This is a genomic window from Streptomyces sp. NPDC021093 (assembly GCF_044333135.1).
Classification (GTDB): Bacteria; Actinomycetota; Actinomycetes; order Streptomycetales; family Streptomycetaceae; genus Streptomyces.
Map to the genome: position 1 here is coordinate 147,394 of NZ_JBIRQJ010000014.1, position 23,426 is coordinate 170,819.

At 71.6% G+C, this 23,426-nt stretch carries 16 protein-coding genes, 1 tRNA gene and 1 pseudogene; 7 read left to right on the forward strand and 11 right to left on the reverse strand.

Annotated features, from left to right (window positions below):
• Nucleotides 1–430 precede the first annotated feature (430 nt).
• The 7 genes from rho to ACH4SP_RS35915 all read right to left on the reverse strand — a co-directional run bounded on the left by rho (nt 431) and on the right by ACH4SP_RS35915 (nt 9,614).
• Nucleotides 431–2,545, reverse strand: coding sequence for a transcription termination factor Rho (gene rho / locus ACH4SP_RS35885; protein WP_398421452.1), 2,115 nt, complete (start codon nt 2,543–2,545; stop codon nt 431–433).
• A 388-nt stretch (nt 2,546–2,933) separates the two neighbouring features.
• Nucleotides 2,934–3,866, reverse strand: coding sequence for a homoserine kinase (gene thrB, locus ACH4SP_RS35890; RefSeq protein WP_398421454.1), 933 nt, complete (start codon nt 3,864–3,866; stop codon nt 2,934–2,936).
• A gap of 321 nt (nt 3,867–4,187) precedes the next feature.
• Nucleotides 4,188–5,258, reverse strand: coding sequence for a threonine synthase (thrC, locus tag ACH4SP_RS35895; RefSeq protein WP_398421455.1), 1,071 nt, complete (start codon nt 5,256–5,258; stop codon nt 4,188–4,190).
• Nucleotides 5,259–5,264: 6 nt separating this feature from the next.
• Nucleotides 5,265–6,554 (reverse strand): homoserine dehydrogenase, encoded by a 1,290-nt coding sequence (locus ACH4SP_RS35900; RefSeq protein ID WP_398421705.1) that lies wholly within the window; start codon nt 6,552–6,554, stop codon nt 5,265–5,267.
• 99 nt (nt 6,555–6,653) lie between these two features.
• Nucleotides 6,654–8,045 carry a diaminopimelate decarboxylase gene (gene lysA, locus ACH4SP_RS35905; protein WP_398421457.1) on the reverse strand — a complete coding sequence of 464 codons (1,392 nt, stop codon included), beginning with the start codon at nt 8,043–8,045 and terminating at the stop codon, nt 6,654–6,656.
• Nucleotides 8,046–8,088: 43 nt separating this feature from the next.
• Complete coding sequence (gene nrtL, locus ACH4SP_RS35910; protein ID WP_398421459.1) at nt 8,089–8,985, reverse strand: ArgS-related anticodon-binding protein NrtL; 897 nt, start codon at nt 8,983–8,985, stop codon at nt 8,089–8,091.
• Nucleotides 8,986–9,116: 131 nt separating this feature from the next.
• On the reverse strand, nt 9,117–9,614 hold the full coding sequence (locus ACH4SP_RS35915; RefSeq protein WP_398421461.1) for a response regulator: 498 nt from the start codon (nt 9,612–9,614) through the stop codon (nt 9,117–9,119).
• A 120-nt stretch (nt 9,615–9,734) separates the two neighbouring features.
• On the opposite strand from ACH4SP_RS35915, the gene ACH4SP_RS35920 reads away from it, so the two are divergent.
• The 4 genes and pseudogenes from ACH4SP_RS35920 to ACH4SP_RS35935 all read left to right on the forward strand — a co-directional run.
• A tRNA-Arg gene (locus ACH4SP_RS35920) sits at nt 9,735–9,806 on the forward strand.
• 220 nt (nt 9,807–10,026) lie between these two features.
• On the forward strand, nt 10,027–11,847 hold the full coding sequence (locus tag ACH4SP_RS35925; RefSeq protein ID WP_398421463.1) for an ABC transporter ATP-binding protein: 1,821 nt from the start codon (nt 10,027–10,029) through the stop codon (nt 11,845–11,847).
• On the forward strand, nt 11,844–13,607 hold the full coding sequence (locus ACH4SP_RS35930; protein ID WP_398421465.1) for an ABC transporter ATP-binding protein: 1,764 nt from the start codon (nt 11,844–11,846) through the stop codon (nt 13,605–13,607). Before ACH4SP_RS35925 ends, ACH4SP_RS35930 begins: the two co-directional genes overlap by 4 nt.
• Nucleotides 13,608–13,775: 168 nt before the next feature.
• A pseudogene (locus tag ACH4SP_RS35935) lies at nt 13,776–17,294 on the forward strand (amino acid adenylation domain-containing protein); the annotation flags it as partial.
• Between the two features lie 107 nt (nt 17,295–17,401).
• Here the strand turns inward: ACH4SP_RS35935 and ACH4SP_RS35940 are convergent.
• The 3 genes from ACH4SP_RS35940 to ACH4SP_RS35950 all read right to left on the reverse strand — a co-directional run bounded on the left by ACH4SP_RS35940 (nt 17,402) and on the right by ACH4SP_RS35950 (nt 20,310).
• Nucleotides 17,402–18,169, reverse strand: coding sequence for a thioesterase II family protein (locus tag ACH4SP_RS35940; RefSeq protein WP_398421467.1), 768 nt, complete (start codon nt 18,167–18,169; stop codon nt 17,402–17,404).
• 65 nt (nt 18,170–18,234) lie between these two features.
• Nucleotides 18,235–19,086: a metallophosphoesterase family protein gene (locus ACH4SP_RS35945; RefSeq protein ID WP_398421468.1), complete on the reverse strand. Its 852-nt coding sequence runs from the start codon at nt 19,084–19,086 to the stop codon at nt 18,235–18,237.
• 231 nt (nt 19,087–19,317) lie between these two features.
• Entirely contained in the window at nt 19,318–20,310 is a 993-nt protein-coding gene (locus ACH4SP_RS35950; RefSeq protein WP_398421470.1) for a Ku protein, read from the reverse strand.
• 33 nt (nt 20,311–20,343) lie between these two features.
• Here ACH4SP_RS35950 and ligD point away from each other — a divergent pair, with 33 nt between their 5' ends.
• Nucleotides 20,344–21,237, forward strand: a complete 894-nt coding sequence (ligD, locus tag ACH4SP_RS35955) for a non-homologous end-joining DNA ligase (protein WP_398421472.1) — start codon at nt 20,344–20,346, stop codon at nt 21,235–21,237.
• A gap of 45 nt (nt 21,238–21,282) precedes the next feature.
• Here ligD and ACH4SP_RS35960 read toward each other — a convergent pair whose 3' ends face one another.
• Nucleotides 21,283–22,065, reverse strand: a complete 783-nt coding sequence (locus ACH4SP_RS35960; RefSeq protein ID WP_398421474.1) for a nuclease-related domain-containing protein — start codon at nt 22,063–22,065, stop codon at nt 21,283–21,285.
• A gap of 239 nt (nt 22,066–22,304) precedes the next feature.
• Here ACH4SP_RS35960 and ACH4SP_RS35965 point away from each other — a divergent pair, with 239 nt between their 5' ends.
• Together ACH4SP_RS35965 and ACH4SP_RS35970 are read left to right on the forward strand one after the other, a co-directional pair.
• Complete coding sequence (locus ACH4SP_RS35965; protein ID WP_398421476.1) at nt 22,305–22,637, forward strand: zinc-ribbon domain-containing protein; 333 nt, start codon at nt 22,305–22,307, stop codon at nt 22,635–22,637.
• A 115-nt stretch (nt 22,638–22,752) separates the two neighbouring features.
• A complete protein-coding gene (locus tag ACH4SP_RS35970) occupies nt 22,753–23,415 on the forward strand; it encodes a class F sortase (RefSeq protein WP_398421478.1) in 663 nt (220 codons plus the stop codon).
• Nucleotides 23,416–23,426: the final 11 nt, after the last annotated feature.

Genomic DNA, 23,426 nt, shown 5'->3' on the forward strand with positions numbered 1-23,426 from the left:
CGTCACTTGTCAGACGGTGAATTACCCAGAAGGGTTGCACGGCCTCCTGTGCGGACCGCCGGGGACGGGGCTTGTCCGGCATGCTGCCGGACGCCTCTAAGAGCGCTTCTTATCTGCCCTGAGCTGCAGCTTTACGAGCACGAGCGACGCGCGGGACCATGATCACCGAATGTGATGGATGTGGCGCAGATCTCGAAAGGGTCACGGGATTCCGTCACGGGATTCCACAGCCCGTCCGGCGGACACTCAGCCCGTCCGGCGTTTGAGGACGCGCGGGCGCAGCCCGTGCAGGGGTCCGGGGCCTGCCCCGGCATGAACCGCCACCACGACCCGCCCCGCACGGGAACGACGCGAGCCCGGGGGCGGGTCACGATCTCTCGTGACCCGCCCCCGGGCTCGTACCGAAAACCGCTCAAACCCAGCGGAGCGCCTAGTCGTTGCCGCTTCCGTTGCCGGACGGCGTCGTCTTGGCGATCTGCATCAGGAACTCGGCGTTCGACTTCGTCTGCTTCATCTTGTCGAGCAGCAGCTCGATCGCCTGCTGCGAGTCGAGCGCGTGCAGCACCCGGCGCAGCTTCCAGACGATCGCCAGCTCCTCGGCGTTGAGCAGGATCTCCTCCTTGCGGGTGGAGGACGCGTCGACGTCCACCGCCGGGAAGATCCGCTTGTCCGAGAGCTTCCGGTCGAGCTTGAGCTCCATGTTGCCGGTGCCCTTGAACTCCTCGAAGATCACCTCGTCCATCCGCGAGCCGGTGTCGACCAGCGCGGTGGCCAGGATGGTCAGCGAGCCGCCGTCCTCGATGTTGCGCGCCGCACCGAAGAAGCGCTTCGGCGGGTAGAGGGCGGTCGAGTCGACACCACCGGAGAGGATGCGCCCGGAGGCCGGGGCCGCCAGGTTGTACGCACGGCCCAGGCGGGTGATCGAGTCGAGCAGCACGACGACGTCGTGGCCCAGCTCCACGAGGCGCTTGGCACGCTCGATGGCGAGCTCGGCGACCGTGGTGTGGTCCTCGGCGGGGCGGTCGAAGGTCGAGGAGATGACCTCGCCCTTCACCGACCGCTGCATGTCGGTGACCTCTTCCGGACGCTCGTCGACCAGGACGACCATCAGGTGGCACTCGGGGTTGTTGATCGTGATGGCGTTGGCGATCGCCTGCATGATCATGGTCTTGCCGGTCTTCGGCGGGGCCACGATCAGGCCTCGCTGGCCCTTGCCGATCGGTGCGACGAGGTCGATGATCCGGGTCGTCAGCACACCCGGGTCGGTCTCCAGGCGCATCCGGTCCTGCGGGTACAGCGGGGTGAGCTTCTGGAACTCGGGGCGGCCGCGGCCGCTCTCGGGCGCCATGCCGTTGACGGAGTCCAGGCGCACCAGGGCGTTGAACTTCTCGCGGCGCTCGCCGTCCTTGGGCTGGCGGACCGCACCGGTGGTGTGGTCGCCCTTGCGCAGGCCGTTCTTGCGGACCTGGGCCAGCGACACGTACACGTCGTTCGGGCCCGGCAGGTAGCCGGACGTACGGATGAACGCGTAGTTGTCCAGGATGTCCAGGATGCCCGCGACGGGGATCAGGACGTCGTCGTCGTTGACCTGCGGCGGGGCGTCGCTGCCGAACTCGTCGCGGCCACGACGGCCACGGCGGTCGCGGTAGCGGCCACGACGGCCGCGGCGGCCGCCCTCGAAGTCGTCGTCGTCCTGGGGCCCGTTGTCACGGTCGCGGTCGCGGCCCTGGTTGCCCTGGCTGTTGCCGCCCTGGCTGCCCTGGCCGCCCTGGTTGCCGCCGCCCTGGCGCTGCTGGCGGCCCTGGTCGTCGCCGCCCTTGCCACCGCGGTCGCGGTCCCGGTCGCGACGGCTCTGCCGGTCGCCGCGGTCCTGGCGCTCGCCACGGCCCTGACGGTCACCGCGCTGACCGCGGTCACGGCGGCCCTCGGCGTTCTCCGTGCCCTCTGCGGACCGCTCGGTCCTGGTGTCCGTCTTGGTGTCGGTCTGCACCTCGGCCTTGGCCTCGGTCTTGACGTCACCCTTGGGCTCGGACTTCTGGCGGTCCGTCACCTCGCCTGCGGAGGTGGCCTGTTCGGGGCTGCCGGCCGCGGCGGTGGCGCGGCGACGGCGGCGCTCACCGGTGGGCTGGTCGTCGCTGGCAGGCTGACCGGGAATGTCGATCTGCTGCTGCTTGACGGCCTTCTCGGCCTTCGCCTCGGCCGGAGCCGCGGCTTCCGGAGCAGCGGCTTCCGCCGTCCGGGCCTTGGAAGTGGCGCGGCGCTTCGGCTTGGTCTCGGCGTCGCCCGAGTCGGCGCTCTTGGCCGGGGCGGAGCCGCCGGCCTGCGTCTCCTTGATGACCTCGATCAGCTGGCCCTTGCGCATCCGCGCGGTGCCCTTGATCCCGAGGCCGGACGCGACCTGCTGCAGCTCGGCCAGGACCATGCCGTCCAGGCCGGTGCCGGAGCGGCGGCGCCGTGGGGCACTGCCGGTGGCAGCACCTGCGTCGGACGCAGTGCCGACAGTCTTGTCGGCAGTCACGCCCATCAGATCGGTGGTGTCGCTCACGAAGGGTCCTTCCCTGGAGCGGACGTCGGCCTGTCTGGCTCGGCGACCGGTTGTGCTGTGCCGGCGGCTCCCGTTGGAGAACCGTGCCGGGGCGGTGGTCCGCCGGATGTGGCGGAGAGATAAACGTGCGTGGGGTTCCGACCCGAAGTCCCCAGTTGCCCCCTCTGGGAAGAACGCGGGGTGTCGTGCCGGTTCCGGAGCGTGCTCAAAACTGCTCAGGCAGGCTGCTCAGGCAGTTTGGGGAGGCTCCCGGAAGAAGATGGTCCCGAAGGGGACACGATGCACCGCGCCGCAAGGGCGTCGGATGCAGACTTGAGATTAACACTACCGGCTCCAACAAACATTCCCCCTCTCGTCCACCGGCAATCACTCGTGGTCGGGCCGCGGCCTACCCGGCCGGGTCCTGCGGTGCGAGCGGCAGGACGCTCGCCCCCGCGGCGTCCAGGGCGAGCCTGCCGGCGGCCCACCCGTCGCCCGCCATCCGTACGACCTTGTCGGCCGTACCGTCCTCGGCCAGTGCGAGGACCGTGGGGCCCGCACCGGAGATGACTGCAGGGACGCCGTCCGCGCGCAGTCGGTTGACGAGTGCGACGCTCTCGGGCATCGCGGGGGTGCGGTAGTCCTGGTGCAGACGGTCCTCGGTGGCGGCCAGCAGGTGCTCGGGGCGCCTGGTCAGGGCCTCGACGAGCAGGGCGGCGCGACCCGCGTTCACGGCCGCGTCCACATGGGGGACCGTACGGGGAAGCAGGCCGCGGGCGGCCTCGGTGAGAACCGGAACAGAGGGGACGAAGACGACGGGGACGACCGTGTCCACGGGGTCCATCCGGATGGCGCGGGCGGCGCCCGAGTCCATCCAGGCGAGCGTGAAGCCGCCGAGGAGGCAGGCAGCGACGTTGTCCGGGTGGCCCTCGATCTCGGTGGCGAGTTCGAGCAGTGCCTCGTCGTCCAGCTTGGCGTCGCCGCCTATGGTCACCGCGCGGGCGGCCATGATGCCCGCGCAGATCGCGGCGGACGAGGAGCCGAGGCCGCGGCCGTGCGGGATGCGGTTGGCGCAGACGATCTCCAGGCCGCGCGGCTGTCCGCCGAGGACGTCGAAGGCGGTGCGCAGGGACCGTACGAGCAGGTGGCTCTCGTCGCGGGGCAGCGTGTCGGCGCCCTCGCCCGCGATGTCGATGTGCAGGCCGGAGTCGGCGACGCGGACCACCACGTCGTCGTACAGCCCCAGCGACAGGCCGAAGGCGTCGAAGCCCGGACCGAGGTTGGCGCTGGTGGCGGGGGTGCGCACGCGCACGGCGGCGGCTCGGAACGCGGGACCGGCCATCGCTCGACGATCTCCTTGTATGACTGAGGTGGGGGGTGGGAACTTCACAGGCTGCGGCACCCGGGGCCTGACGGCAACAGCACCGCGGCATATGCGGCGCGACGGGTTCGGTACAGCCTAGCGAAGGAAGGTTCTGTGAGGACATAGGGCGCACAGGAGGCGCACGTGTCGCTCGGGCGCGGGCATCGGGGGTCCGTGTGGTTGCCCGCCGGGGGCGCGGGGTCGTGTGCGAGTCCGTTGTGGCTGGTCGCGCAGTTCCCCGCACCCCTGGCGCATGCCCCTGAGGCGTGCTTCCGAGCGAAGCCCGGCCGGGCGAAGCGCCTATGCCAGGCCGAGCTTTTCGGCGGCCGTCGCGGCGTCCACCGGGACCGTCACCGGCTGGGGGGCGCCGGCCACTGCCCAGTCGGGGTCCTTGAGGCCGTTGCCGGTGACCGTGCAGACGATCCGCTGGCCCCTGTCGACCCGGCCCTCTTCGGCGGCCTTCAGCAGACCGGCGACCGACGCGGCCGACGCGGGCTCCACGAAGACGCCCTCCTGGGAGGCCAACAGGCGGTAGGCGGACAGGATCTGACGGTCGGTCACCTCGTCGATGCGGCCGCCCGACTCGTCGCGCGCGGCGAGTGCGAAGTCCCAGGACGCCGGGTTGCCGATCCGGATCGCGGTGGCGACCGTGGAGGGGTCCTTGACGATCTCGCCGCGGACGATCGGCGCGGAGCCCGAGGCCTGGTAGCCCCACATGCGCGGCGTACGGGTGGCCAGCTTGTCGGCCGCGTACTCCTTGTAGCCCTTCCAGTACGCGGTGATGTTGCCCGCGTTGCCGACCGGGAGGACGTGGAGGTCGGGGGCGTCACCGAGCGCGTCGACGATCTCGAAGGCGGCGGTCTTCTGACCCTCGATACGTACCGGATTGACCGAATTGACCAGCGCCACCGGGTAGTTGTCCGAGAGCGAGCGGGCCAGCGTGAGGCAGTCGTCGAAGTTTCCGTCGACCTGGAGGATCTTGGCGCCGTGCACGAGCGCCTGGCCCATCTTGCCGAGCGCGATCTTGCCCTGCGGGACGAGCACGGCGCAGACCATGCCCGCGCGCACCGCGTAGGCGGCGGCGGAGGCGGAGGTGTTGCCGGTGGAGGCGCAGATGACGGCCTTGGCGCCCTCCTCCTTGGCCCGCGTGATCGCCATGGTCATGCCGCGGTCCTTGAAGGAGCCCGTGGGGTTGGCGCCCTCGACCTTGAGGTAGACCTCGCAGCCCGTGCGCTCGGAGAGGACCTGTGCGCGGACGAGCGGCGTGCCGCCCTCGCCGAGCGAGACGACCGGCGTCGTGGCCGTCACCGGGAGCCGGTCCCGGTACTCCTCGATGATGCCGCGCCACTGGTGGGTGCCCTTGATGGTCATGGGTCCTTACTCCCCTTCAACACGCATGATGCTGGCGACACCTCTGACGGTGTCGAGCTTGCGCAGCGCTTCGACGGTCCCGGAGAGGGCGGCGTCGGGCGCGCGGTGGGTGACGACGACGAGGGATGCCTCGCCGTCCTTCCCCGACTGGCGGACGGTGTCGATCGACACGTCGTGTTCGGCGAAGACCGTCGCGACCTGGGCGAGCACGCCCGGCTTGTCGGCCACGTCGAGGCTGATGTGGTACCGCGTGACGACCTCGCCCATCGGGCTGACGGGCAGCCGCGTGTACGCGGACTCACCGGGCCCCGTGGACTCGTTCAGCTTGTTGCGGCAGACCGCCACGAGGTCGCCGAGGACGGCGGACGCGGTGGGCGCGCCGCCCGCGCCGGGCCCGTAGAACATCAGCTGACCGGCGGCCTCCGCTTCCACGAAGACCGCGTTGTACGCCTCGCGGACGGAGGCCAGCGGGTGGGTCAGCGGGATCATCGCGGGGTGCACGCGGGCGGTGACGGAATTGCCGTCGGCGGCGCGCTCGCAGATGGCCAGGAGCTTGACGGTGCAGCCCATCCGCTTTGCGGAAGCGATGTCCGCGGCGGTGACCTCGGTGAGTCCCTCGCGGTGCACGTCGCCGATCTTGACCCTCGTGTGGAAGGCGATTCCGGCGAGGATGGCGGCCTTGGCGGCGGCGTCGAAGCCCTCGACGTCGGCGGTCGGGTCGGCTTCGGCGTACCCGAGGGCGGTGGCCTCGTCGAGCGCCTCGGAGTAGCCGGCGCCGGACGAGTCCATCTTGTCGAGGATGAAGTTCGTCGTGCCGTTGACGATGCCGAGCACGCGGTTGACCTTGTCGCCTGCGAGGGACTCGCGCAGCGGCCGTACGAGCGGAATCGCGCCCGCGACGGCGGCCTCGTAGTAGAGGTCCCGGCCGTGCTTCTCGGCGGCGGCGTGCAGGGCCGCACCGTCCTCCGCCAGCAGCGCCTTGTTCGCGGAGACGACCGAGGCGCCGTGCTCGAAGGCGGTGGTGATGAGGGTGCGGGCGGGCTCGATGCCGCCGATGACCTCGATCACGACGTCGATGTCGCCCCGTTTGACCAGGGCGGTCGCATCGGTGGTGATGAGCGCGGGGTCGATGCCCGCGCGCACCTTGGAGGGCTGGCGGACGGCCACACCGACGAGCTCGACCGGTGCGCCGATGCGCGCCGTGAGGTCGTCGGCGTGCGTCGTCATGATGCGCGCCACCTCTGAGCCGACCACACCACAGCCCAGCAGCGCCACCTTCAGCGGACGCGTACGCATCATCCGACCTCACTCCTCATACTTCTTACGGTGTTGACCAGTCTCACCCACCGGACGGGGGTTTTTATCCTCTGTCCGGTGGGTGAGACGAGGATTCCACTAGCCGACATCGAGCCGCAGGAGATCTTCCTCGGTCTCGCGCCGGACGATCACCCGCGCCGCGCCGTCCGCGACGGCGACGACGGGCGGGCGCAGTGCGTGGTTGTAGTTGCTCGCCATGGAGCGGCAGTACGCGCCTGTGGCGGGCACGGCGAGCAGGTCGCCGGGGGCCGTGTCCGCGGGCAGGAAGGCGTCCCGCACCACGATGTCGCCGCTTTCGCAGTGCTTGCCGACGACTCGTACCAGCATGGGCGCGGCGTCGGAACGGCGCGAGACGAGGGCGACGCTGTACTCGGCGTCGTAGAGCGCGGTGCGGATGTTGTCCGACATCCCGCCGTCGACGCTGACGTACGTGCGCAGGCCCTCCAGCGGCTTGACCGTGCCCACCTCGTACAGCGTGAAGGCGGTCGGGCCGACGATGGCGCGCCCCGGCTCGACGGAGATGCGGGGCGTCCGCAGATTCGCCGATTCGCATTCGCGAGTGACGATCTCGGTGAGCGCCTTGGCGATGTCCTGCGGCTCGCGGGGGTCGTCCTCGGAGGTGTACGCGATGCCGAGGCCGCCGCCGAGGTCGATCTCGGGAAGCTCCACGCCGTGCTCGTCGCGCACCTCGGCCAGCAGCTGTACGACGCGCCGCGCTGACACCTCGAAGCCCGCCATGTCGAAGATCTGCGAGCCGATGTGGCTGTGAATGCCGATGAGCTCCAGGCCGTCCAGCTTGAGCGCACGGCGCACGGCCTCCGCCGCCTGCCCCCCGGCCAGCGCGATGCCGAACTTCTGGTCCTCGTGGGCGGTGGCGATGAACTCGTGCGTGTGTGCCTCGACGCCGACCGTCACGCGGATCTGCACCCGCTGGCGCTTGCCGAGACCCTGCGCGATGTGCGCGACGCGGACGATCTCCTGGAAGGAGTCGAGCACGATCCGGCCGACCCCGGCCTCGACGGCCCGGGTGATCTCGTCGACGGTCTTGTTGTTGCCGTGGAAGGCGATGCGCTCGGCGGGCATCCCGGCGTCGAGGGCGGTGGTCAGCTCGCCGCCCGAGCACACGTCCAGATTCAGTCCCTCCTCCTTCAGCCAGCGCACGATCGCGCGCGAGAGGAAGGCCTTGCCCGCGTAGAAGACGTCCGCGTCGCTGCCGAACGCGCCGGCCCAGGCCCGGCACCGGGCGCGGAAGTCCGCCTCGTCGAGGAAGTAGGCGGGGGTCCCGAACTCCTCGGCCAGGCGCGTGACTTCGAGCCCGCCGACGGTGACGACACCGGCCTCGTTGCGGGCGACGGTACGCGCCCAGACCTTCTCGTCGAGGGCGTTCAGGTCGTCGGCCGGGGCGGTGTAGTGCCCCTCGGGGAAGACATCGCCGTGGCGGGGGCCGGCGGGGTGGGCGGAACGGCTCATGCTTCTTCTCTCACTTCTTCACGCACGCACTTCGTCACGCACGTCACAGGTGGTCCGGTGCACTGATGCCGAGCTGGGACAGGCCGCCGGCCAGCACCGTCCCGGTGGCTTCGGCGACAGCCAGCCGGGAGCGGTGGGCGGCCGAGGGTTTCTCGTCGCCGAGCGGCAGGACGTTCGTCGTGTCGTGGAAGCGGAGGAAGGCGTCGGCGACGGCGACGAGGTGCCGGGCGAGCCGCTCGGGCGCGTCGAGCCGGACGGCGGCTTCCAGCTCGACGGGGTAGCCGCCGAGGAGGGCGAACAGTTCCGGGGCGTCGGTGGTCGTGCCGTGCCCGGTGGCCGTCCCGTGCTCGCTGCTGGTCGTCCCGCGTTCGTCGGTGGTCGTCCCGTGCCCGTTCTCGTACGTGGCGGAGAAGCCGAGGTCGGCGGCGTTGCGGTGGAGCGCGCGGGTCCGGGAGTGTGCGTAGCGCACCCGGAAGAGGGGGTTCCGCTCGTGCTGGGCGAGCAGCTCGGCGTCGGGCGCCGGCAGCAGGAGCGCCCAGACGGCGGCGTCGTGGCCGAGCCGGGCGAGGGCGTCGGGGGCGGGCGCGGGGACGGCGAGCGCGTCGCTCCGTACGACACCGCGGTCGAGCAGCTCCCGTACGACCTGCTCCCCCGTACTCGCGTCGAGCGTGAAGTTCAGGAACCCGGGTCCTGTGACCTCGACGGCGGCGAGCCCGGGGGTGCCGGCCAGCCGCTCCCGGAGAATCTCGGCGACCTCGCGCGGGGGCCTGTTCGCGGCGCGGGCGAGCCGCAGCGCCACATTGCTGGCGTAGTCCCCGGTTCCGCCGGGGCGGGTGCGCTCGACGGCGGCCCGCTCGGGCACCGGAGCGGGCAGCACTTCCTCCTCGACGGCACTGCGCACTGCGCGCACCACGGCACGGGAGAGTTCTGCGGGGGTCACGGGGCAAGCCTAGGCGAGGTGGGGGTACCTCCCGCGAACGGGTTTCAGCATCTGGGCGGACGGAGCGTCACGGCAGCCGGTGCGTCACGGGGCCGGGGCCGAGGGCCGGGGCCGTCGTGGGGCCCGGCGCGTCATGGGGCCGGGGGCATCCCGCACGCGGGGTGCCCGTGCCCGGCGGCATGCCTGCCGTCGGTGGACGGCGGCTCCTCCTGACCCGCCAGCCGCCGTACGAGCCGGACCAGTTCGGCGGGCTCGAAGGGCTTGGAGAGGAAGGCGTCCACCCCGGCGGCCAGACCGCTCTCGACTTCGTACTGCGTACAAGCGCTGACGATGGCCACCGGAAGGTGACAGGTGCGGGGGTCGTCGCGGAGGCGGGCGGCGGCGCTGAGCCCGTCGAGCCGGGGCATCACCACGTCCAGCGTGATCACGTCCGGGCAGACCCGGTGCACGATCTCCAGGCATTCGGCACCGTCGGATGCGGTCACGACCTCGAAGCCCTCCAGTTCGAGATTGACCTTGATCAGCTGCCGGATGACCTTGTTGTCGTCGACCACAAGGACCCGGCCGAACACGCCCGGCACTCTTCGAGAGTAGGCCGGACTCCCGCACCGCGTACGGGTTTTACCCACTTCCGCCCCGTGCGGGGGAAGCGCTTGCGGGAGGCTGACGTGCGGGGGCGCAGATATCTGTTCACAGGCACCGGCCACGAGCTGGTAAGGTTCACCACGTCGCCGACACACCGCGCGAACGCCCCCGTAGCTCAGGGGATAGAGCATCGGCCTCCGGAGCCGGGTGCGCAGGTTCGAATCCTGCCGGGGGCACTCAGTTGCTCGGTACATCGTGCCGGGTCAGAGTGCCGGAATCGCCGTCCCTTCGGGGGCGGCGATTTTGCGTTGTCGTCGTGGGTTCCGCCGGTCGCCCCGGGCGGACGCTTCGTCGAGGGTTCCCTCCCCTCCCCCGCCACTCTCCCCCTCCCCCGCCACTCTTCGCGTTCCGCGCCTCACGGAGACTTGCTCCACGAACCGACGTGAGGAAACCGAGATGGCCGAAGGATCGGACCCGCGCACGTACGCACACAGCGTCCCCCATGCCGATCCGGGAGCGCCGGACCACCGCGGCCCGGCCCGCTACCTGTGGTGGCTGGTCAGGATGCAGCGCAAGCGGGTCGCCGTCGGAGCCCTGTGGGGCAGCTCGTGGATGTGCGCTCTCATACTTCCGCCGTACCTCATGTCCCAGGCGATCGACCGCGGTCTCAAGGCGGGCGACCGGGGGCAGTTGGTCCTCTGGGTCTCGGTCGTCCTCGTGGTCGGTGCGGCCGTCGCCGTCCTCGGCATCCTGCGCCACCGCACCATGACCCTCATCCGGGTCGACGCGGCGTACCGCACGGTGCAGGTCGTCGTCCGGCACATCACGCACCTGGGCGCGGCGCTGCCCGGCAAGGTGTCGGCGGGCGAGCTGACCCATCTGCAGGCGGGCGACATCGGCCGGATCGCCCAGACCCTGACCATCACGGGGCCCGGGGTGGGCGCGGTCATCGCCTACACCGTGACCGCCGTGCTGCTGTTCCGCATATCCGCCCTGCTGGCGCTCGTGGTCCTGCTGGGCGTCCCGCTGCTCGCGGTGACCGTCGGCCCGGTGCTGGAGAAGCTGCACGGCGCCGAGGGGACCTACCGGGAGAAGCAGGGCGAACTCACCGCCCAGGCAGTGGACATGGTGACCGGGCTGAGCGTGCTGAACGGCATCGGCGGGAAGCCGATGTTCGCCCGTCGCTACCGGGAGCGGTCCCAGGCCCTCCTGGGCGACGGCTACCGCGTCGCCTCCCTGACCAGCTGGGTGCAGTCCCTCGGGGCCTGCCTGCCGGTGATCTTCCTGGCCCTGGTCACCTGGATCGCCGCGCGGATGGCCGCCGACGGCGCCATCACGGTCGGTGAACTGGTGGCGGTCTACGGGTACGTCGCCGCGCTCCTGGCGCCCGTGACGTTCTTCATCGAGGGCGCCGACGACCTTCCGCGCGGACTGGTCTCCGCGCGCAGGGTGACCGACATCCTGGCGATGACGCCCGACATCGAGGACGGCGGGACGCCGGTGCCGCGGCCGGAAGGCCCCGCCGACCTGCACGATCCTGCCTCCGGACTGGTGCTGCCCGCGGGCCGGACGACGGCTCTGGTGAGCGCCCGGTTCGACGAGGCGCGTGCGGTGGTCGAGCGGCTGGGCCGCTACACGGACTCCGACGTCACCTGGGGCGGCGTCCCGCTGGCGGGCATGGAGCTCGCCGAGGTGCGCCGGCACATCCTGCTCGCCGACAACGACACATACCTCTTCGGCGGTTCGGTCCGGTCCGCGGTCTCCGTACGGGACTCCCACTCCGACGAGGACATCGAGCGGGCGGTGCGGGCCGCGGTGGCCGAGGACATCGTCGAGGCGCTGCCGGACGGGCTCGAATCCCGGCTGGACAACCGGGGTCTCAACGTGTCCGGCGGCCAGCGGCAGCGGCTGCGGCTCGTGCGGGCACTGCTCGCCGACCCCGAGGTCCTGCTGCTCGTCGAGCCGACCTCGGCCCTGGACGCCCACACCGAGGCCACCGTCGCGTCGCGGGTCAACGCCGCCCGCGAGGGGCGCACCACCCTCGTCGTCAGTACGTCCCCGCTGCTGCTCGGTCATGCGGACCAGGTGTCGTACCTGGTGAACGGCCGGGTCGTCGCGACGGGCACGCACGGTGAACTGCTCGCGCTGCAGCGCGACTACCGGGCCCTGGTCTTCCGCGGCGCCGACGGATACGAACCGGGCGACGGATACGAACCGGCCGACGCGGCCCGACCGGACGGCCGGACGGCCGGCGCCCAGGAAGGAATCAGCCGATGAGCGGCTCGCAGGAGATACCGAGGCTCCCGGTCGCCGACGGCCGGGCCGTGCGCCGGGCCAGCTGGGGGCTGCTCAAGGCCGACGGCCCTGCCATGGTCAAGATCGTCGTCCTGACCTGTCTGGCCTCGCTGGCGGGGATCGCGGGCCCGTGGCTGCTCGGCAGGATCGTCGGCGCGGTCGAGCAGGGCGACCTCACGGCCTCCCGGGTCGACCGGCTGGCGATGGCCGCACTCGCCTTCGCCCTGGCCCAGTTGGTGCTGACCCGGTACGCCCGCGCCCACTCCCACCGGTTCGGCGAGCGCGCGCTCGCCCGGCTGCGCGAGGAGGTCGTCGAGCGGACCCTCGCCCTGCCCGCCAGGCTGGTCGAACAGGTAGGTACCGGCGATCTGGTGACCCGCTCGTCCGTGGACGTCGCCACCGTGGCCTCGACGCTGCGCAACGCGGCGCCGGACGTGTTCATCGCCCTGGTGCAGGTGCTGTTCATCCTCGTCGCGGTCTTCGTGCTGCATCCGCTGCTGGGGCTGTGCGCGCTGGTGGGCCTGCCGTTCGTCTGGTGGGCCGCCCGCTGGTACCTCGCCAGGGCCAGGGACGCCTATCTCGCCGAGGGCGCGGCCGCGTCCGACGTCGCCGAGGCGCTCAACGCCACGGCGCAGGGTGCCCGCACCGTCGAGGCGTTCGGCCTGCGCGGCAGGCGGGTGCGGCACACGGACGAGACCATCGACGCGACGTACCGCGCGCGACGGCGCACCCTGTTCCTGCGCACCGTGCTGTTCCCCGTCACCGGGTTCGCGCACTCGCTGCCCGTGGCGCTGGTCCTCCTGGCGGGCGGGTTCGCCTACCTCGACGGCGCGGTCGGTCTGGGCGTGGTGGTGGCGGGCAGCCTCTACATGTGGCAGCTGGTCGACCCGCTCGACCGCGTGCTCACCTGGATGGAGCAACTCCAGCTCAGCGGGGCGTCGTTCGCCCGGATCAAGGGCGTCGGCACGGTCACCGACGAGACCGTGCCGGACGCCCGGCAGCCCGCCGACGACCGCATCGAGGTCTCCGGGGTGCGGTACGCGTACTCCGGCACGCACGACGTGCTGGACGACGTCGATCTGACGGTGCGGCCCGGCGAGCGGCTGGCGGTGGTCGGCGCCTCGGGTGCGGGCAAGTCCACCCTCGGCAAGCTGATGTCCGGGGTGGGAGTGCCGCGCACGGGGTCGATCGAGGTGGGCGGCGTCCCGGTGGCGGCGCTGGCCGCCGCGGGTGCGCTGGGCAACCGCATCATCCTGATCACCCAGGAGCACCACGTGTTCCTCGGGACCCTCCGGGAGAACCTCGCGATGGCGGCGCCGGACGCCACCGACGGTGCCATGCTCGCCGCGCTCGCCATGGTGGAGGCCGACTGGGCCCAGGAGCTCAAGGACGGACTCGACACCCGGCTCGGCGCCGGCGGGGTTCAGCTCGATGCCGCCCAGGCGCAGCAACTCACCCTCGCCCGGGTGCAGTTGGCCGATCCTCATACGTTGATCCTGGACGAGGCGACGGCGCTGCTCGACCCCACGACGGCGCGGCACGCCGAACGGGCGATGGCCGCCGTGCGCGCCGACCGTACGGTGATCGCCATCGCGCACCGGCTGCAGACCGCGCACGACGCCGACCGGGTCGCCGTCATGGCGGACGGCCGCATCGTCGAGCTCGGCACCCACGACGAACTGGTCGCCGCCCAGGGCCCGTACGCGGCACTCTGGCGGTCCTGGAACGGCCAGGACCGCTAGCCCGGCGCGACCCCTGGAACGGCCGGGACCGAAAGCCCGGCGCGGTCGGGGAGCCAGGGCCGGCCGCCGGTGCGGGAAGGGGGCGAGGGAGGGGACCATGGGTGTGTGAGCGAACACGGGGAATCCCCCACGCCGTTGCCGGACGGGCGTGACTGTGCGGCCGGGGAGACCCTGCCTGACCTCTTCTCGGCCCAAGTGGCCAGGACCCCCGGTGCGTTGGCACTCGTCGCCGACGGGGTCGAGCTGACGTACGCCGAGCTGGACGCCTGTGCGCACCGGCTGGCCCTGGCGCTCGTCGCCAGGGGGGCGGGACCCGAGACGGTCGTCGCGGTGTCGGCGCCGCGTTCGGCCGAACTCGTCATCGCCCTCCACGCGGTGCACAAGGCCGGTGCGGCGTACCTGCCGATCGACCCGGACCATCCGGCGGAACGCATCAGGTTCGTGCTCGACGACGCGAAGCCGCTGCTGACGCTGACGCTCGACGACATCAGGCGCGCCCCGGATCCGGCCGGAACGGCCCCCGCCGGGTCGGCCCCCGCCGGGTCGGCCCTTCCGCGCGCGGCCCCGGACAACACCGCGTACGTCATCTACACCTCGGGCTCGACCGGGCGGCCGAAGGGCGTCGTGGTGTCCCACCGCGCCATCGTCAACCGGCTGCGCTGGATGCAGGCGGAGTATCCGCTGGCCGCCGACGACCGGGTGCTGCAGAAGACACCGGCCGGATTCGACGTGTCGGTGTGGGAGTTCTTCTGGCCGCTGTCCGCGGGGGCGTGCCTCGTCGTGGCGAAGCCCGACGGGCACCTGGATCCGGCGTACCTCGCCGAGACCGTCAGGACCCGGCGGATCACCACCGTGCACTTCGTGCCGTCGATGCTGCGGCTGTTCCTCGCCGAGCCCGCCGCGGCCTCCTGCACCGGCCTGCGCCGGGTCTTCGCCAGCGGCGAGGCCCTCGGCGGTGAGCTGCGGGAACGGTTCTTCGAAGTGCTCGACACCGAGCTGCACAACCTCTACGGCCCCACCGAGGCCGCGGTCGACGTGTCCTACTGGCGGTGCCGTCCTGACGACCGGCCGGGCCCCGTGCCGATCGGCGGGCCGGTCCTGAACACCCGGCTGTACGTCCTGGACGCCGACCTCCGGCCGGTCCCGCCCGGCGAGACCGGTGAACTCTGCGTCGCGGGCGTCCAGTTGGCCCGTGGCTACCTCAACAGGCCCGGTCCCACCGCCGCGAGCTTCGTACCGGACCCGTACGGTCCGCCCGGCAGCCGCATGTACCGCACCGGGGACCTCGCACGGCTGCGGCAGGATTCCGTCATCGAGTACGTGGGCCGGGCCGACCACCAGGTCAAGGTCAACGGCGTACGCATGGAACTCGGCGAGATCGGGGCCGCACTGCTGCGGCACCCCTCGGTCGCCGACGCCGTGGTGCTGGCCGGGACCGACGGAGCGGGCGGGACCCGGCTGACCGGCTACCTCGTCCCGGACGCCGCCGACGCGGCCGCGCTGCTCAGGCTGCGCCGACTGGAGGAGAGCGGCGAGGTCACCGCCGACGAGCTGCACACGCTGCCGAACGGCATGGTGGTCGCGTCGGCCAACCGTACCGAGACGGACTTCCTCTACCAGGAGATCTTCGAGGGCCAGGAGTACCTGCGCAACGGCATCGTGCTGCCGGAGGGGGCCCGTGTCTTCGACGTCGGCGCGCACATCGGTCTGTCCACGCTCGCGATCGCCCGGTCCTGCCCCGGCAGCACCGTCTACGCGTTCGAGCCGATGCCGCCGGTGTTCCGGCTGCTCGACCTCAACACCCGGATCCACGGCGTCGACGCCCGGCTGTTCCCGTGCGGGGTGGCCGGGGAGACCGGCACCGCGACCTTCACGTACTACCCGAAGCTCTCCCTCATGTCGGGCCGCTTCGGCGACACCGGTGAGGAACGGAGCGTGGTGGAGGCGTTCGTACGCAACGGGGCCGAGGCGGCCGCGCTCGCGGCTGCGGGCTCCGGGTCCGGGTCCGGCTCCGGGTCCAGCTCCGGCTCCGAGTACGAGTCAGACCTGGACGATCTGCTCGCCGAACGGCTGCGCCACACCGACATCACCTGCGAGCTGCGCACGCTCTCCGACGTGATCCGCGAGACCGGGGTCGACCGCATCGACCTCCTGAAGATCGACGCGGAGAAGAGCGAGGTCGAGGTCCTGCGCGGGCTCGCGGACGAACACTGGCCCATGATCGGCCAGTTGGTCGTCGAGGCCCATGACACGAACGGTCGGGTCGAGTGGATCCGGGACCGTCTCGCGGGCCGGGGATTCTCCGTCGTGGTCGAGGGCCGGACCGTGCTCGCGGACACCGGCCTGGTCACGGTCTACGCCACCCGCGGCGATCCGGCACAGGTACGGGCGGCCTCCGGCGCGGGCTCCGACACGGTCTCCGGCGCGGGCTCCGACGCGGTCTCCGGCGCGGCGCCGCTGCCCGGCGGCTCCCGCTGGTCGGACCCGGACCTGTTCGTGGCGGACGTCCGCCGGGAAGCGCTGCGGCAGCTCCCGGAGAACATGGTGCCGTCGTCGTTCGTCGTGCTCGACGCGTTCCCGCTGACGGCCAGCGGCAAGCTCGACCGCAAGGCCCTGCCGGCCCCCAGGCAGCGGACGGCGCCCACCCGCGAGGCGCCCCGCAGCGCCCGCGAGGAGACCCTCTGCGCGCTGTTCGCCGAGGTGCTCGGCGTGCCCGAGGTGGGGGTTCACGACGACTTCTTCCTGCGGGGCGGGCACTCGCTGCTCGCGATCCGGCTGATCGGCCGGATCCGCTCGGTGTGCGGTGCCGAGCTGAACATCCGCAGCCTGCTGGAGGCGCCGACCGTCGCCGCGTTCGCCGCGCTGCTGGCCCGCGACGCGGGACCGGCGGCCGACCCGCTGGACGTGCTGCTGCCGCTGCGGGCGACCGGCTCGCGCCCGCCGCTGTTCTGTGTGCATCCCGCGGCGGGGGCGGGCTGGGTCTACTCCGAGATGCTGCGGCACGTCGGTGCGGACCACCCCGTGTACGTACTCCAGGACCGCGGTCTCACCGGTGCCGAACCGGTCACCAGCGTCGAGGACATGGCGGCGCACTACGTCCGGCGGATCCGCGACGTCCAGCCGGCCGGCCCCTACCACCTGCTCGGCTGGTCCTTCGGCGGGCTCGTCGCGCACGCGATCGCCACCCGGCTCCAGGGCGCCGGGGAGCGGGTCGACCTGCTGGCGCTGCTCGACGCGTATCCGCTGCACGACTACCCGGCGTCCGGGGATCTGCGGCCGGGCGCGTCCGACGGGTTCGCGGAGCTGCTCGACTCGCTGGGGTGCCCGTGGGAGGGCGAGCCGGGGGAACCGCTGGGGGAAGCCGGGTTCAGGAGGGCCGTCCGGGCGGCCGACAGCCCGCTGGCCGCCCTGGACGAGAGCCAGGCGATCGCCATGGCCCGGGTGTTCCGGACCAATGTCGCCCTCGCCCACGCGTTCAAGCCCGCGGTCTTCGACGGTGACGTGCTGCTCTTCACGGCCTCGCTCGGCAGGACCGGCCGGTCGCCGGACCACGCGGACTGGGCGCCCTACCTGACGGGACGACTGGAAGTGCACCCCGTGGAGTGCGCCCACGGAGAGATGTCGGGCCGACGGCCGACCGCCGAGATCGGCCCGGTGGTCGCGGCGGGCCTGACCGGGCGACGCTGACCTCCCTCTGCGGCACGCCGAGCTTCAGGCCGGGCTGTCGGCTCCCGGTCGACCTCCCCCGGCCGGTCGACCTCCCCCGGCCGGTCTGCCTCCCACGGCCGGTCGCACTACGGCTGTCGGACCCGCTGCAGGGCGTCCAGCCGGTGCCCGATGTCGCTGATGAGCTCGGCCTCCCGCTCGGCCAGGTAGAAGTGCCCGCCCGGCATCACCCGCATGTCGAAGCCCTTGGGGGCGATCTGTTCCCAGGCCCGTACGGACTCGACGTCGACCGCCGGGTCGCTGTCGCCGACGTAGGCGGCGACCGGGCAGTGCAGTGTGACGCCCGGCCGGGCCGGATAGCGGGCGACGACCCCGAAGTCGGCGCGGATCGCCGGGAGGACGAGCTCGCGCAGGCCGGGGTCTTCGAGCAGCGCACTGTCCGTGCCGCCGAGCTGGAGCACCTCGGCGATCAGCGCGTCGTCGTCGTTCAGGTCGATGGTGCGGGGGGTGAGCAGGTGCGGCGCCTTGCGGCCGGAGACCATGAGCAGCGCCGGCGGGGTGTTCCCCCGGTCCTGGAGGCGGAGCGCGATCTCGTAGCCGAGAGAGGCCCCCATGCTGTGGCCGAAGATCACCAGCGGGGTGTCGAGGAAGGGGAGCAGCTCCTCGGTGAGGGCGTCGGCCAGCTGCCCCATCTCGGTCAACGGCTCTTCGAGGATGCGCTCCTGGCGCCCCGGGTAGCGGGCGGACATCACCTCGACGCCTTCGCCGAAGGCGTGCCCCCAGCGGTGGAAGAAGGTGGCGGAGCCGCCCGCGTGGGGCAGGCAGAGCATCCGGAGTCCGGGCGGGGTCGGGTGGACGTATCGGCGCAGCCAGGGGCTGCCGTGGTCAAGTGCCATGGTGGATGGCCTCCTTGCTGGTACTCGCTCGGGGTGCGGCGCTTCGGCGGGCGGCAGGCCGCGCATCACGTCGTCGTCCTGCTGACGTCCGGTGCGCCGGAAAGTATGTGTACGGGCTGACCCGGCACGGCGGCACGGGCTCCCCATTCACGCGGATATCCCAGGGACACCTCGTAATGCGGAACTCCGTCCTGGCGGATCAGTCGCGGAATGTGCAGATGCCCGTAGACCACGGCGGCGGCCCGGAATCGCCGGGGCCAGTCCTCGGTGGCCTCGGTGCCGCACCACAGAGCGAATTCCGGATAGCGCAATACCCGAGTGGGTTCACGTATCAGCGGAAAGTGATTGATGAGAACCGTGGGCAAATGCTCCGGAATGGCGGCGAGGCGGGCCTCGGTCTCCACCAGCCTGGCCCGGCACCAGGCCTCGCGGCTCGGATAGGGGTCGGGGTGCAGCAGGTATTCGTCCGTGCAGATGACGCCGGCCTCGACGGCCAGCTCCAGCGCCTCGTCCTTCGCGGCGACCCCCGGCTGCCGGAAGGTGTAGTCGTACAGCAGGAACAGGGGGGCGATCACGACCGGACCGTCGGCGCCGTGCCAGACCGGGTACGGGTCCTCGGGCGTCACGACCCCCAAGTCCCGGCACATGTCCACGAGATGCCGGTAGCGCGCTTCGCCCTTCAGGGAGACAGGGTCGCCGGGGCGGGTCCACAGTTCGTGGTTCCCGGGAACCCACACCACCTTCGCGAAGCGGTCGCTGAGCCGGCGCAGTGCCCATTCGACGTCCGCGAAGTCGTCGCCGATGTCGCCTGCCAGCAGGAGCCAGTCGCCGTCCGTGCCGGGACGCAGGCGTTCGACCATTTTCCGGTTGTCGGCATAGCGGACATGCAAATCGCTAATGGCCAGAAGATTTTCCATCCGGAACTATCCTGATCCCCCCGCACCCGCCACTCGCCGTTCAGCAGCACAGCGGAGCGCACCTCGGGCGCGCGGGTGTACGTATCGCCAATAGCGGTCAATTAACATTGATTCGGAATATCTCCGGCCAATCCATGCCCCATCGCATTTCCATGCAAACAAAAAGATCCTTGCCCGCAGTGTGAGATGAGTCAATGTTACGAACGTCACGTCCCCGCGGGTGCACATCGGTCAGGCGGAGGTCCGCTTCCTGGCGGGCGCCTTCTTGGCCGGGACCTTCTTCGTGGCGGCCGCCGTCTTCTTGCCGGTGGCCGTCTTCTTCGCCTTCGTGGCGGTGGCCGTCTTCGCCGCTGCGGCCGTCTTCTTGGCGGGTGCCGCCTTCTTCCGGGACCCGAGTTCGGTGACCTCGGCGGGGGCCTTGCCGGAGTCGGCGGACTCGCCGCGGGAGCTCTTGGCGGCCCGGACGCTGTTCTCCAGCGCTGCCATCAGGTCGATGACCTGGGCGTCGCCGCCGGTGTTCGCCGTCGCCGCAGGTGAAACGGCCCCGCCGCTCTCGGACTTGGCGGCGATCAGCTCCTCGACGGCCTCGCGGTAGTCGTCGTGGAGGGTGTCGAGGTCGACCTCGCCGAGAGTGTCCATCAGGGCGTCCGCCAGGTCGAGTTCGGCGTCGCGGACCGTGACCTTGCCCTCCGGGGCGATGCCTTCGGGTCGGCGGATCTCGTCCGGCCAGAGCAGGCCGTGCATGGCGATCACGTCGTCGACCACCCGGAGCATGCCGAGGCGTTCACGACCGCGCAGGGCGAATTTCGCGATGGCGACCTTGCGGCTGCGGGAGAGCGCTTCGCGCAGCAGGGTGTACGGCTTGGCGGCCGGGACGCCGTTGGCGGAGAGGTAGTACGCCTGGTCCATCTGGAGGGGGTCGATGGAGGCGACCGGGACGAACGCGACGATCTCGATGGTGCGTGCGGTGGGCAGCGGGAGCGCCGCCAGGTCGTCGTCCGTGATGGGGATGATCGAGCCGTCGGCGTCCTCGTACCCCTTGCCGATCTCGGCGGACTGGACCTCCTGCTCGTCCAGCTCGCACACCTTGCGGTAGCGGATCCGGCCGCCGTCGGCGGTGTGGATCTGACGGAACGAGACGGCGTGGCTCTCGGTCGCGTTGAAGAGCTTGATCGGGATGCTGACCAGTCCGAAGGAGATGGCGCCGTTCCAGATTGATCTCATGCCCGTGATCCCTTTCGGTGGGATTCTTATGCTATGTCGCCCATGACGGAGGTGGAGGGTCGACGGCTGGCCCTCAGCAATCTGGAGAAGGTGCTCTACCCGGCCACTGGGACGACCAAGGGCGAGGTGCTGCACTACGTCGCCACGACGGCCGGGGCCCTGCTGCCGCACGTGCACGACCGGCCGATGTCCTTCCTGCGCTTTCCGGACGGGGTGGCGGGCGAGAAGTTCTTCGCGAAGAATCCGCCGCCGGGGAAGCCCTCCTGGGTGAAGACGGTGGCGGTGCCGCGGTCCGAGGGGGTGACGGCGCGGCAGGTGGTCGTGGCGGATCTGTCGACGTTGGTCTGGGCGGCCAACCTGGTGGTGGAGTTCCACGTTCCGCAGTGGCGGGCGGAGAGTCCCGGGGTGGCCGACCGGATGGTCCTCGACCTGGACCCCGGGGAGCCCGCGACGGTGGCGGAGTGCTGCGAGGTGGCGCTGTGGCTGCGGGAGCGGCTGGCGGCGGACGGGCTCGGGGCGTGGGTGAAGACGTCGGGGTCCAAGGGGCTGCATGTCCTGGTGCCGGTGGAGCCGACGCCTTCGGAGCAGGTCAGCGCCTATGCGAAGGCGCTCGCGAAGGAGGCGGAGGCGGAGCTTCCGGAGCTGGTGGTGCACCGGATGACGCGGGCGCTGCGGAAGGGGCGGGTGTTCGTGGACTTCAGTCAGAACTCGGCCTCGAAGACCACGGCCGCGCCGTACACCCTCCGGGCGAGGAGCGAGCCGACCGTCTCGACACCGGTGACCTGGGAGGAGATCGAGGCGGGGAGGGCCGATGCCGGTTCGCTGGTCTTCCGGGCGGCGGACATCGGCGCGCGGCTGGAGCGGTACGGGGACCTGCTGGGGCCGCTGCTCAACCCGAACCGGGCGCGGGCGCTGCCGGGGGTGTAGGGCGGGGCCCCGAGGGGGTCGGCGGAGCGGGCGGGCGGCTCGCCGTTACGCCCGTAGCCAGGTGTGGCGGTCGCGGGCGGAGGCGTACAGGGACTCGATGTCGGCCGGTTTGAGTACGCCGCCGAGGCGGGCCAGCGTCGAGCCCGTCTCGCCCTCGCGCAGGAGCCGTACGTCGCCCGGGGGCGGGCCGCCTTCGACGCGGGTCGCCCCGACGACGGCGAGCACCGGGCGTACGGCCGCGGCGAGGGCGAGCGCGGCCCGTTCGGCGTCGTGGGCGGCGCGGCGCAGGCAGGGGGCGGCGGCGGGGACGTCGAGGCGGAAGCGGCGGCCGCGGGCGGCGACGGTGTGCACGGTGAGGATGCCGGCGGGGCCGACCAGGAGGTGGTCGAGATGGGCCTGGCCCGGCAGCGGTACGCAGTGCAGGACCCGCCAGCCGACGCGCTCCAGGGCGTCCAGCTCCTCGCCGATGTGCTGGAGCGCGGCGAGCGTCTCGCGGCGCGGGTCGGAGCGGAAGCGGCGGGCGGGCGGGGCTTCGTCCAGGGCGGTGTGCAGGTGCTCGCCCGGACGGTTGGGGGCCAGGTCGTCGTCCGGGTGGAGGGCGAGGCGCACCAGTTCGGCGGGGGTGGGGACGGGCGGCGGTCCGACGGTGAGGGGGCCGGTGACGTACGGGGCGAGGGCGGTCAGGACCTCCTCGCGGCGCCCTTCCGCCAGCAGGCTGACGCGGCCGGTGTCCCGGTCGTACCAGGCGATGTTCCGGCCGGTGGCGAGACTCACGTACAGTCGCGTGCCGCCGTGGCCAAAGGACGGTGTGACTCGCAGTGGCTTCATCGTCCATCACCCCCTGCCATGGGAACAGGCGAGGGGCCTCCGGGGCAACAACTGGGCACATACGGGTGGGAGTTGATCGGGAGTCGACCGCGGGACGGGGGTCCGGCGGCCGGCGGCGACCGGGTCGGGGGAAGTGCCGGGAACCCGTCGGGGGCGCCGGACGTTGCACCAGTACGGCCGGGGCTGTACCGGTCGCGGGGCGGGCGTGGGGCCCGTACCCGGGGATTCGGGGGCGCGCCATGATCATTTTCGGCACCAAGGGGTATGTGTACCAGCTGGCGATGCTGATGCTGCTGTGCGGGCAGTGCGGCAATCCGGCGGCGCACACGCTGCGCAAGCGGATCACGAAGTTCACCCTGTTCTTCGTCCCGCTGTTCCCTGTCTCGTCGAAGTACGTCACGCAGTGCACGTTCTGCGGGGCCGAGCGGCGGGTGGAGCGGGCGGAGGCGGAGCGGCTCCAGTCGCAGGGCGGGAACCCGGCGTACGGCCAGGGGCAGGGGCAAGGACCGGGTCAGGGGCAGGGGCCCGGTGGGATACCGCAGCAGCAGAATCCGTATCGGCAGGGGTTCTGATCCGTGGCGATTCCCGTGATGCCTCCTGGGGCGATTCCCGTGGTCGCGCTTGCCGTCGGGCGGCTGTTACACGACCGATGAACCTCCGCAATAGCGGACATTTAGGCTTCATCGCATGAGTACGACGACCAAGCCCAGCAAGCAGCAGCCCCGCACGGCCAGGCTCGTGGCCGCGTCCGTTCTCACCCTCGCCGTCGGCGGCGGACTCGTCGCCTGCGGAGGCGGCTCCTCCACCGCCCTGGCGCCGGACGTGAACGTCAAGAACGCCGCGGTGCAGCCCGCGGACCAGGGGCGGCCCCAGGACAGGACCGGCGCACCGGACCCCCTCAAGGCGTCCAGGCCGACCGGGCTGGTCATCCCCTCGGCGGGCGTGCGGACCCACAGCATGCTCGACCTCGGCCTGGACAAGAACCAGGAGCTGGAGGTCCCGTCGGTCGCCGACGCCGAGAAGCCCGGCTGGTACACCGGCGCGGTCACCCCCGGCGAGAAGGGCGCCTCGATCCTGGTCGCGCACTACGACACGGCCAAGGGTCCGGCCCTGCTGCGCAACGTCGCCAAGATGAAGGTCGGCGACGCGATCGAGGTGAGCAGGGCGGACGGCAGCACCGCCAAGTTCAGGATCCGGGAAGTTCAGCAGGTGGACAAAAAGGACTTCCCTACGAATAAGGTCTATGGGAAGACCGAGCGTCCGGAGCTGCGCCTCATCACTTGCGGGGGCCCGATCCGGGACGGCCACCGTTCTGACAACATCATCTTCTTCGCCGACCTCGTGAAGTAGGGGCCGGCAGG